The sequence below is a fragment of the Streptomyces chengmaiensis genome, assembly GCF_029846775.1.
Classification (GTDB): domain Bacteria; phylum Actinomycetota; class Actinomycetes; order Streptomycetales; family Streptomycetaceae; genus Streptomyces; species Streptomyces chengmaiensis.
The window spans coordinates 93,152-103,895 of record NZ_JARWBG010000014.1 but is presented as its reverse complement, the minus strand read 5'-3'; the positions used below and the strand labels follow the sequence as shown (position 1 = coordinate 103,895).

Sequence of the window (10,744 nt, the reverse complement as noted above, 5' to 3'; positions counted from 1 at the left end):
GTGGTGACGAGGGCGACCCGCGGCGGAACAAGCGGGGCCGGGGGAATCCGCGGAACCCGTGGGGCGCATCGCCCCCTGGCACTCATGGAACCCGCGGAACCTGCGGATCAGTAGCGGTTGACGGCCATGGGCCGAAGACGGGGGCCGGGAGCACCGCTGCCTCCCGACCCCCGCTCGACGGCTGTCAGCCGCTGGCGCCTCTTCGGCCTCGGCTCTTAGCCGACCAGCTCGTTGACGTTGCCCTGGTAGGCGATCTTGCCGCCCTTGACCTGGTACAGGTACACGTCCGTGCCCTTGAACTCACCGTTCTCATCGAAGGAGAAGGTCTTCGTCAGGCCCTTGTACGAGGCCTTCGCCAGTGCGTCGCGCAGCGCCTCGCGCTGGACGTCGCCCTTCATCGTCTTGATCTGCTCGATGATCATGTTGGTGATGTCGTAGGCCTCGGCGGAGTACGTGCCGGGCGCCCGGTTGAACGCCTTCTGGTAATCGGCGGAGAAGGCCTTGGTGCCGGCCTCGACCGTGGCGTCGGTGCACGGGCAGGTCAGGAGCCAGTTCTCGGACGCGTCACCGGACAGCTCGATGAACTTCGCGTCGTTGACGCCGTCGCCGGAGATGGCCGCGCCCTTGTAGCCGGCTTCCTTGAGCTTCTTGGCGAGCGGCGCGGCGTCCTGGTAGTAGCCGGCGTAGATCAGGGCGTCGGCCTTGGAGTTGACGACGTCCTTGGCGGTCGCGCTGTAGTCCGGGGTCTTCTGGGGGACGGACTTCTTGACGACCTCGATGCCGGCGGCCTTCAGGCCCTCCTCGGCGACACCGGCCAGGCCCGCGCCGTAGTCGGTCTTGTCGTCGAGCAGATAGACCTTCTTGGCGTTGAGCTTCTTGGCGAAGTACGTCGCCATGGCCGCGCCCTGCTGGTTGTCGTTGGGGACGCCGCGCAGCAGGCTGGTGAACTTGTTCTTGGGGTCGGTCAGCGTCGGGTTGGTGGCCGACGGGGAGACCGTGACCAGCCCGGACTCCGCGTACAGCGGCGACGCGGTGTTGGTGGCGCCGGAGAAGGCGGGGCCGACGACCGCGACGATGCCCGGGTCGTCGATCAGCTTCTGGGCGGCGGCGGTCGCCTTGTCCGGCAGACCCTGGTCGTCGCCCGCGACGTACTCGAGCTTGACGTCCAGCTCGCCCTTGGCGTTCGCCTGGTCGATGGCCAGTTTCACGCCGTTCTGCATGTTCTCGCCGAGGGCGACGTTGTCACCGGAGAGCGGGCCCTGGAAAGCGATCTTCAGCGTGTCGCCGTCACTGCCCGAGCCGCCACCGCATCCGGTCAGCGCCAGCGCGCCCACGGCCAGCGGAATTGCCAGCTTGACGATGGTTTTGTTCAGCACAACGTACTCCCTGGAGCCGCCCGAACGATCTTGTGTGTGTGGGAAGTTGGGAGACTTCCTCACAGGACACCGCTTGTCCGTGCGGTGTGCGGGGAATGTAATCGTCTGTTCGGTTGCTCGGATAGACGGCCAGCTGATGTGTGATCGCCCTGTGACCTGAGTCATGCGCCGGTAACAGAACAGTCCTTACCGGCGAGCGGACATCCGGGCTCTGACCGACAAGATCCAGACAACGTGCGCGCGACCGCGTCCTGATGTGCGGCGACAGCCGAAAGACCAGGTCAGGGGGTTCGCCGACACATGGGAGAGCCCCCGGTCAACGACCGGGGGCTCCTGGGTCACGCCGAGCCGGAGGCGAGTCCGGCAGTCGAGACGCGAAAAGCTACGGAGTCACTGCCCGTCGGCCTTCCTCTTCTCTGCCGCCTTCTTCTCCTCGGCGTCCTCGATGACCGCCTCGGCGACCTGCTGCATCGACAGACGGCGGTCCATCGACGTCTTCTGGATCCAGCGGAAGGCGGCCGGCTCCGTCAGGCCGTACTGCGTCTGCAGGATGCTCTTGGCCCGGTCCACCAGCTTGCGGGTCTCCAGCCGCTGGGAGAGGTCCGCGACCTCCTTCTCCAGGGCCTTGAGCTCGGCGAACCGGGACACCGCCATCTCGATCGCGGGCACGACGTCGCTCTTGCTGAACGGCTTGACGAGATAGGCCATCGCTCCGGCGTCCCTCGCCCGCTCCACCAGGTCGCGCTGCGAGAAGGCGGTCAGCATCAGCACCGGGGCGATCGCCTCCTCGGCGATCTTCTCAGCGGCCGAGATGCCGTCCAGCACGGGCATCTTCACATCGAGGATGACCAGGTCGGGGCGGTGCTCCCGGGCCAGCTCCACGGCCCGCTGCCCGTCGCCGGCCTCGCCGACGACCGCATACCCCTCCTCCTCCAGCATCTCCTTCAGGTCGAGCCGGATGAGGGCCTCGTCCTCGGCGATCACGACGCGGGTCGTCAACGGCGGAATGTGCGCCTTGTCGTCGTCGACGGGCTGGGGCGACTCGGGGGCGGTCACTCAGGGCTCCTCGGTGCGGGGCTGGTACTGCTCCCCATGAGCCTACCCAGCTCCTGTATGGTTAGGTCACGAAGGGTCACCGCCTCCCTTCGTTTCTAAGGGGCCCCGGTAGCCCAGCGGTAGAGGCAATGGTCTCAAACACCATCCAGCGTGGGTTCGAATCCCACCCGGGGTACGTTCTCTGTATTTCCAAGGTCACGCTTTAGAGCGTGGCCTTCTGTCGTTCGCCCAGTCTCCGCAGGTCGAACACCCGGGCGGACGGCAGGTCGAACACCCGGGCCGGCGGGTCGAACGCCTGGCGCAGGCGGCTCATCCGCCCGCACACCGGCGGGAGGTCACACGGCCTCGCCGATGCGGTGGACGCGGACCAGGTTGGTGGAGCCCGGGACACCCGGCGGGGAGCCCGCGGTGATCACGACGATGTCGCCCCTCTCACATCGGCCGATCCTCAGCAGCTCCTCGTCCACCTGGGCGACCATCGCGTCCGTGGAGTCCACCCGCGGGCCGAGGAACGCCTCGACACCCCAGGTGAGGCTCAGCTGGGCGCGGGTGGCCGCGTCCGGGGTGAAGGCGAGGAGAGGGATGGGCGAGCGATAGCGGGAGAGCCGCTTGACGGTGTCTCCGGACTGGGTGAACGCCACCAGGAACTTCGCGCCCAGGAAGTCGCCCATCTCCGCGGCCGCCCGTGCCACCGCGCCGCCCTGGGTGCGGGGCTTGTTCCGTTCGGTCAGCGGCGGGAGCCCCTTGGCGAGGATGTCCTCCTCCGCGGCCGCGACGATACGGCCCATGGTGCGGACGGTTTCGACGGGGTACTTGCCGACGCTCGTCTCCCCGGAGAGCATCACCGCGTCGGTGCCGTCGATGACCGCGTTGGCGACGTCGGAGGCCTCGGCCCGGGTGGGCCGGGAGCTGTCGATCATCGAGTCCAGCATCTGCGTGGCGACGATGACCGGCTTGGCGTTCCGCTTGGCAAGCTTGACGGCGCGCTTCTGGACCATCGGAACCTGCTCGAGGGGCAGCTCCACCCCGAGGTCGCCGCGCGCGACCATGATCCCGTCGAAGGCGGCGACGATGCCGTCGATGTCCTCGACCGCCTGCGGCTTCTCGACCTTGGCGATCACGGGAAGCCGACGGCCTTCCTCCGCCATGATCCGGTGGACGTCCTCCACATCGCGGCCGGAGCGGACGAAGGAGAGCGCAACGACGTCCACGCCCGTGCGCAGGGCCCACCGGAGGTCCTCGATGTCCTTGTCGGACAGGGCGGGGACGGAGACGGCGACCCCGGGAAGATTGAGTCCCTTGTGGTCGGAGACCATGCCGCCTTCGACGACGACGGTGCGGACGCGGGGGCCGTCGACCTCGACCACGTCGAGGGCGACCTTGCCGTCGTCCACGAGGATGCGCTCGCCGCGGGTGACGTCGGCGGCGAGCCCCGCGTAGGTGGTGCCGCAGCCGTGACGGTCGCCCTCCGTCTCCTCGACGGTGATCGTAAATTCATCGCCGCGTTCAAGCAGTACGGGCCCTTCGCGGAATCGTCCCAGTCGGATCTTCGGGCCTTGAAGGTCCGCAAGGACCCCGACACTGCGGCCCGCCTCCTCCGCCGCCTTGCGCACGTGCCGGTAGCGCTCCTCGTGGTCGGCGTGGACACCGTGGCTGAGGTTAAGGCGGGCGACATCCATTCCGGCTTCGACCAGTGCCTTGATCTGGTCGTATGTGTCAGTGGCCGGTCCCAGAGTACAAACGATCTTTGCTCGGCGCATATCTCGAGCCTATGGCTTACCAACCGGTAGCGAATTGGCCGTGCATGACGACTCAACAACCTTTACATGAAACGTTATTGACAAGTGTTGAATTGTGCATGGGGGTGCTCTGATGAGCATGCACACCCCCCCGTACCGCTGCGCCGGGCCTTCGGCTCACAGCTGCGGCGGGGTCATGGTGAAGCGGGCATTGACCTGGGCGTAGACGGTCTGGCGCTGCGGTTCGAGATCGAGGGCGGGCGCAGCCTCCGCCGCCGCGGCGACGGGCGCGGACCGGAAGGCGCCGCCGAACGCCGGAGACTCCCCGTACGGCGCCGCGTTCTCCGCGCCGAGATCGGCGAGCTCGACGAGCGCCGCGAGTCGCGCACCGAGCGCGTCGGCGTACTCGCGGGCGCGCTGCACGGCTTCCCGGACGGCCTGGCGGCGCGCTTCCCCATGAGCGGGCGAGTCGGGGCGCAGCGCCCACCAGGGGCCGTCGACATGGGTGAGTTCGAGATCGGCGAGCCGGGTGGCCAGCTCGCCGACGACGGTGAGGTCGCGGAGCTCGGCGGTGATGTGAACTCGGCCGAGGTAGGCGCGTACACGGTCCTCGCGACCGTGCCGGGTGAGTTCGGGGGTGACGCTGAAGGCCCCGGTCTCCAGTTTCTCGACGGCCTCGCCATAGCTCTTGATCAACTCAAGGGCGGCGGCGTTGCGGCGGGTGAGGTCTTCCAGGGCGGTGCGGCGGTCCCTCCCGCGGGCTTTGACGGTGACGGCGAGCCGGGCGATCTCCGGATCGAACTCCAGTCGGGCCTCCCCGCGCACGGAGACGCGTGGCGCTTCGGGCGTTCCGTACGGCGCGGGCGCGGGACCGCCCGGCCGCCCTGCGCCGGCTGCGGTCGCGGACTCGGATGACGGTGTGTCGTGGCTGGTCATGGGCGGGGCTCCCGTGGTCTGCGCTGGCCTGGTCCGTGCCGTGGGCGGCAGTTGTCCACAAGCCTTACGCAGCTCTTGCCGCCTGCGTCAGAATCTACGCGAGCACGAGCTCTGGTGACGCATCAGGCGATGCTCGCCCGGTCGACCGCGCTGCCTGTCGCTCCTCGGCGGCGTGGCGGTTCCGCCGGTCGGCACAGCGGGGATCTCCTCGGGGAACCCGCTGCGGGGCGAAGGTCGCCTGATGCGCCGCTGGCCAGTGCCGCGACTAGTGCCGGTCCAGAGGGGTGAGCGGGGTCTTCTGTCCGGGGACGGTCGCCGTCTGCTGCTGTTGGAGACCGAAGGTGGTGAAGGCGGTGCGCCGGGGCAGCGGATAGGGCTCCTTGCCGGTGAGGGAGTTGAGGATGCTGGCGCTGCGCCAGGCGGCGAGACCGAGGTCCGGTGCGCCGACGCCATGGGTGTGGCGTTCGGCGTTCTGCACATAGATCGAGCCGCTGACGGACGGGTCGAGGACGAGGCGGTACTGGTCGTCGATGCGGGGGCGTCCGGAGGCGTCGCGGCGCATATAGGAGTCGACGCCGGCGAGCATGCGGTCGAGGGGCCGTTCGCGGTATCCGGTGGCGAGGACGACTGCGTCGGTGGTGAGGCGGGAGCGGACGCCCTGCTGGAGGTGCTCGAGGTGCAGTTCGACCTTGGTGGTGGCGACGCGGCCCGCGGTGCGGACGGTGACGCCGGGGGTGAGGACGGCGTCGGGCCAGCCGCCGTGCAGGGATCGGCGGTAGAGCTCGTCGTGGATGGCCGCGACGGTGCCGGCGTCGATGCCCTTGTGGAGCTGCCACTGGCGGGGCACGAGGTCGTCGCGGACCTGTTCGGGGAGGGCGTGGAAATAGCGGCTGTAGTCGGGGGTGAAGTGTTCCAGGCCGAGCTTGGAGTACTCCATGGGGGCGAAGGCGTCGGTGCGGGCGAGCCAGTGCATCTTCTCCGCGCCGACGGGACGGGAGCGGAGCAGATCGAGGAAGACCTCGGCGCCTGACTGTCCCGAGCCGATGACGGTGACGTGTTCGGCGGAGAGGAGCTTTTGACGGTGGTCGAGATAGTCGGCGGAGTGGAGGACGGGGACGGCGGGCGACTCGGCGAGCAGCTTGAGGGGTTCGGGTACGAACGGCTCGGTGCCGACGCCGAGCGCGATGTTGCGGGTGTAGGTGCGGCCGAGGGCTTCGGCTTCCCCCTGGGTGTCGAGCTGGGTGTAGTCGACTTCGAAAAGGGCGCGTTCGGGGTTCCAGCGCACGGCGTCGATCTGGTGGCCGAAGTGGAGTCCGGGGAGGTGGCCGCTGACCCAGCGGCAGTACGCGTCGTACTCGGCGCGCTGCATGGGGAAGCGCTCGGCGAAATAGAAGGGGAAGAGGCGGTCGAGGGAGCGGAGGTAGTTCAGGAAGGTCCAGGGGCTCGTCGGGTCGGCGAGGGTCACCAGGTCGGCGAGGAAGGGCACTTGGAGCGTGGTGCCGTCGATCAGCAGCCCGGGATGCCAGTGGAAGGAGGGCCGTTGTTCGTAGAAGGCTGTGGCGAGGCCGCCGGGGACGCCGTGGGCCAGGGCCGCCAGGGAGAGGTTGAAGGGGCCGATGCCGATGCCCACGAGGTCGTGGGGCTGGGTGTCCCCGCCCGCGCCGGGGGTGTGGTCGGAGGGTTCGCTTGCGGGGGTGCCGGTCATCGGGGGGTGCTGCCTTCCACGAGTTCGATAAGGGTTTCCAGATCGCGGGCGGTGACATGGGGGTTCAGGAGTGTCGCCTTGAGCCAGAGGCGTCCTGACGCCCGGGCGCGTCCGAGGACGGCGCGGCCCTCGGTGAGGAGGGAGCGGCGGATGGCTGCGGTCTGGCCGTCGTCGGCCGCGATGGGGCGGAAGAGCACGGTGGAGATGGCGGGCCGCTCGTAGAGCTCCAGCAGCGTGCTCTTCTCGACGAGGTCGGCGAGGTGTGCGGCTGCGGCGCAGGTCCGGTCGACGAGGTCGCCGAGGCCGGTGCGGCCGAGTGCCCTGAGGGTGACGGCGACTTTGAGGACGTCGGGCCGGCGGGTGGTGCGCAGCGACCGGCCGAGGAGATCGGGGAGACCGGCGTTGGTGTCGTCCTCGGCGTTGAGGTAGTCGGCGGTGTGGGCGAGAGGGGTGAGCTGCTCTGCGTCGGGTACGGCGAGCAGCCCGGCGGCGACCGGCTGCCAGCCCAGCTTGTGCAGGTCGAGGGCGACGGTGTGGGCGCGTTCGAGTCCATGGAGGCGGCTGCGGCGCTGTTCGCTGAAGAGCAGCGCGCCGCCGTAGGCGGCGTCGATGTGGAGTTGTGCGCCGTGTCCGGCGCAGATGTCGGCGATGTCGCAGAGGGGGTCGATGCGGCCGGTGTCGGTGGCGCCGGCGGTGGCTGTGACGAGATGGGGGCCGGGCAGCGAGGTCAGGACGGTGTCGAGCGCCGCCGGGTCGAGGAGGCCGGCGGAGGTTGCGGGGACGGTGACGGGCCGGGGCAGGCCGAGGAGCCAGGCCGCGCGGTGGACGGAGTGGTGGGCGTCGGGGCCGCAGATGACGCGGACCGGGCCGTGGCGTTCCCGGGCGAGGAGCAGGGCGAGCTGGTTGGCCTCGGTGCTGCCGGTGGTGACCAGGGCGTCGGGACTCTGACCGGCGGGGTACACCTCGGCGGCGAGTGTGCGGGCGACCGCGGCTTCGAGTTCCGATGCGGCGGGCGCCTGGTCCCAGGAGTCCAGGGAGGGGTTGAGCGCGGAGGCGGCGAGGTCGGCGGCGACGGCGAGGGCGAGCGGCGGGGTGTGCAGATGTGCCGCACACAGCGGGTCGGCGGGGTCGGCGGCGCCGTGGGCGACGGCTTGGACGAGGTCGTGGAGGGCTTCCGGCGCTCCGACGCCGCGGTCCGGGAGGACGGGGTGCGCGGCCCGGCGGACTCGGGTGGCGACTGCGTCGGGGCCGCCTGCCGGGAGCGGTCCGCCGCGGGCCACGGCGCCGTTGCGGAGCGCGTCGAGCACGGTGGCGAGCAGCGGCCGCAGGGCGTCGGGTCCGTTGATGCCTCCGGCGAGGGGCGGCGTGCTCATGGGGGTCCTCGGGTCCTTCTCGTCCTTCTCGAAGCGCGGGTCTCCCACCAGGGTGGACGTCGGCCGACGGCGTTGGCCGGAGAGGCGGTTGATCTCAACCCGAAAGGGGTACTGCCGTGCGATGCGGGGGCGTTCGGGGTGGGCCGCCTGGTAAGGGGCAGGCCCGGTGGGCACGGCGGACGGGGCGGGGGCGGAGAACGAGGGCCGGGGTGGGGGCGGGGGGCGGGGCCCCAGGTGATGGCAAAGGGCCCCGGAGCGGTGCTCCGGGGCCCTAGACGGAGGGGTAGGGAACTGTCCTCGACTGAGTGTGTATAAGCGTGCATGGCCTGCCTTTAGTTGCGCTATGATCGTGGCGTGAATCTGACTGAGTGGGCACGAGCGCAGGGGGTGAGTCCCCACACCGCGTACCGATGGTTTAAGAACGGGACGCTTCCCGTGCCTGCTCAGCGGGTTGGGCCGCGCACGATCCTGGTGAACATCGACGCTGCCGCGACTTCTGAGACAATCGGCGGTCTGGGCCTGTATGCCCGCGTCTCCTCCCACGATCAGAAGGCCGACCTGGAACGCCAGATTGCCCGGTTGTCGGAGTGGGCGGCCAAGGCCGGTCACCGCGTCGTCCGCGTAGAGGCGGAGATCGCGTCCGGCATGAACGGATGCCGGTCGAAGGCAAAGCGACTGCTGGCCGACCCGCAGGTGACCACCGTGGTGGTGGAGCACAAAGACCGTCTCGGCCGGATGAACGTCGAACTCGTTGAGGCCGCCCTGTCCGCACACGGTCGCCGTCTCGTCGTCCTGGACGACGGTGAGGTCGAAGACGACCTGGTGCGCGATGTGGTGGAGGTGCTCACCTCGTTCTGTACCCGCCTGTACGGCCGACAGTCGGCGAAGAACCGTGCCCACAAGGCGCTGGAGGCCGCCAAGCATGGCTGAGCCGACCAGGAAACCGCTCCGGAAGATCTCCCGCCCGTTCGTCGCCGACGGGCCGACGGGTGTGTCGGTACGCGACCGGCTCAAGGGCGTCACTCCAGAGGACGAGAAAGTCCTGCGCGCCGTGGGCGAGCACATGGGCCGACTCGCCTCCGCTGATCTGGTCCGGCGTTGCCGTGACGGTCTGGAGCACTCCACCGGCACGTGGGCCGCCCGTAAGCGGGACCTGACGGCCGCTTCGTCGTCGCGGTGGGCCGGGTCGGTCACCTCCAGCACCCACGACCAGTGGGGCCTTTCCCGTCGCGCCCAGCACCAGCACCTCCAGTCTCTGGAAGCTGGTATCCGCACGCTGAGGCACCGCCTGTCCCTGCCGATCGGGGAGAAAGGCAGCCGGGGCAAGCCCGGTGGCTACCGCAGTAAGGGCGAGTGGTTCCAGAAGACTCGGCGTCTGGCAATCCTCGAAGAGCGGTACGCGCACGTGCGCGCTGAGCGGGAGACCGGCAAGGTCTCCGTCGTACGCGGTGGCCGTCGCCTGCTCCACCAGCGGCACAACCTCACTGCCGCCGAGAAGACGCCCGAGCAGTGGCGTGCGGAGTGGGAGGCAGCCCGCTGGTTCCTGACCGCTGATGGCGAGTCCGCCAAGCGCTTCGGCAACGAGACGATCCGCGTCACCCCCGACGGCGAGGTCTCCCTCAAGTTGCCCGCTCCGCTCGCGTACCTGGCCAACGCCAAGCACGGCCGGTACGTCCTGGCCTCGAAGGTGAGTTTCCCTCACCGGGGTGACGAGTGGCGGGACCGCGTCGCCGCGAACCGGGCCGTGGCCTACCGCATCCACCTCGACGTGACCCGTGGCCGCTGGTACCTCGATGCGTCCTGGACCCGCAAAGACCTGCCCGTGATCCCGCTGGACGCCCTGCGGGCCGGTGGCGTGATCGGCGTGGACACCAACGCGGACCACCTGGCCGCGTGGCTGCTGGATGAATACGGCAACCCGATCGGCACACCGCGCCGCTTCGACTACGACCTCAGCGGTTCGGCCGGACACCGTGACGCACAACTCCGCCACGCCCTCACCCGCCTCCTGCACTGGGCCAAGGCTACGGGCGTGCAGGCCATCGCGATCGAAGACCTCGACTTCACCGACTCCAAGACCCGCGAGAAGCACGGCCGGAAGAAGAAGTTCCGGCAGCTCATCTCCGGTATCCCCACCAGCAGACTCCGCGCACGCCTCCTGTCGATGTGCGCGGAGTCCGGTATCAGCGTGATCGCTGTCGATCCCGCCTATACCTCGATGTGGGGCGCGGAGCATTGGCAGAAGCCGCTTACCACCAAGCGACGCCCCGCAACACGGCACTACGCCGCAGCGGTGGCGATCGGACGGCGTTCCCTCGGTCACCGGATCAGGCGACGGACGGCACCGCCCCGCCAGCACCAGAGCGATGCTGGCGGGCATCGGACCGCCCAGGCCCGACCCGGCGACCGGGGGCGCGAGGGAAACCGCCCCCGCGTACCCGGACCACGCCTGCAAGGCGAAGGGACCGGACGCGGCAGGAACGCGGTGGACCAGAACACCCAAGACCGTTCGGGGAGTTCGGCTGAGCACGTGCAACTCATGCTCAGTCTTTAGGAACG

8 protein-coding genes and 1 tRNA gene are annotated in these 10,744 nt (G+C 69.5%); 3 read left to right on the top strand and 6 right to left on the bottom strand.

Going from position 1 to position 10,744, the window contains the following annotated elements; translation table 11 throughout:
* Nucleotides 1-215: 215 nt before the first annotated feature.
* Nucleotides 216-1,376 carry a branched-chain amino acid ABC transporter substrate-binding protein gene (locus QCN29_RS14575; protein ID WP_240139082.1) on the bottom strand — a complete coding sequence of 387 codons (1,161 nt, stop codon included), beginning with the start codon at nucleotides 1,374-1,376 and terminating at the stop codon, nucleotides 216-218.
* Between the two features lie 390 nt (nucleotides 1,377-1,766).
* Nucleotides 1,767-2,432 carry an ANTAR domain-containing response regulator gene (locus QCN29_RS14570; protein ID WP_279928364.1) on the bottom strand — a complete coding sequence of 222 codons (666 nt, stop codon included), beginning with the start codon at nucleotides 2,430-2,432 and terminating at the stop codon, nucleotides 1,767-1,769.
* A gap of 102 nt (nucleotides 2,433-2,534) precedes the next feature.
* Between QCN29_RS14570 and QCN29_RS14565 the strand changes: the two genes are divergently transcribed.
* Nucleotides 2,535-2,607, top strand: a tRNA-Leu gene (locus QCN29_RS14565).
* Between the two features lie 160 nt (nucleotides 2,608-2,767).
* Here the strand turns inward: QCN29_RS14565 and pyk are convergent.
* From pyk to QCN29_RS14545, 4 genes are all read right to left on the bottom strand, one after another.
* Nucleotides 2,768-4,192, bottom strand: a complete 1,425-nt coding sequence (gene pyk / locus QCN29_RS14560) for a pyruvate kinase (RefSeq protein WP_279928362.1) — start codon at nucleotides 4,190-4,192, stop codon at nucleotides 2,768-2,770.
* A gap of 156 nt (nucleotides 4,193-4,348) precedes the next feature.
* On the bottom strand, nucleotides 4,349-5,107 hold the full coding sequence (locus tag QCN29_RS14555) for an SIMPL domain-containing protein (protein WP_279928360.1): 759 nt from the start codon (nucleotides 5,105-5,107) through the stop codon (nucleotides 4,349-4,351).
* Between the two features lie 265 nt (nucleotides 5,108-5,372).
* Nucleotides 5,373-6,812 carry a lysine N(6)-hydroxylase/L-ornithine N(5)-oxygenase family protein gene (locus QCN29_RS14550; protein ID WP_279928358.1) on the bottom strand — a complete coding sequence of 480 codons (1,440 nt, stop codon included), beginning with the start codon at nucleotides 6,810-6,812 and terminating at the stop codon, nucleotides 5,373-5,375.
* Nucleotides 6,809-8,185, bottom strand: a complete 1,377-nt coding sequence (locus QCN29_RS14545; protein ID WP_279928355.1) for a pyridoxal phosphate-dependent decarboxylase family protein — start codon at nucleotides 8,183-8,185, stop codon at nucleotides 6,809-6,811. The genes QCN29_RS14550 and QCN29_RS14545 overlap by 4 nt, the downstream gene beginning before the upstream one ends.
* Before the next feature lie 354 nt (nucleotides 8,186-8,539).
* Here QCN29_RS14545 and QCN29_RS14540 point away from each other — a divergent pair, with 354 nt between their 5' ends.
* A complete protein-coding gene (locus tag QCN29_RS14540) occupies nucleotides 8,540-9,115 on the top strand; it encodes an IS607 family transposase (protein ID WP_279928354.1) in 576 nt (191 codons plus the stop codon).
* Nucleotides 9,108-10,739, top strand: coding sequence for an IS200/IS605 family accessory protein TnpB-related protein (locus QCN29_RS14535; protein WP_279928353.1), 1,632 nt, complete (start codon nucleotides 9,108-9,110; stop codon nucleotides 10,737-10,739). Before QCN29_RS14540 ends, QCN29_RS14535 begins: the two co-directional genes overlap by 8 nt.
* Nucleotides 10,740-10,744: the final 5 nt, after the last annotated feature.

Coding starts and splice junctions, on each gene's coding strand:
- QCN29_RS14550 (WP_279928358.1), bottom strand. CDS start 6,812: ATGACCGGCACCCCCGCAAGCGAACCCTCCGACCACACCCCCGGCGCG.
- QCN29_RS14555 (WP_279928360.1), bottom strand. CDS start 5,107: ATGACCAGCCACGACACACCGTCATCCGAGTCCGCGACCGCAGCCGGC.
- pyk (WP_279928362.1), bottom strand. CDS start 4,192: ATGCGCCGAGCAAAGATCGTTTGTACTCTGGGACCGGCCACTGACACA.
- QCN29_RS14545 (WP_279928355.1), bottom strand. CDS start 8,185: ATGAGCACGCCGCCCCTCGCCGGAGGCATCAACGGACCCGACGCCCTG.
- QCN29_RS14535 (WP_279928353.1), top strand. CDS start 9,108: ATGGCTGAGCCGACCAGGAAACCGCTCCGGAAGATCTCCCGCCCGTTC.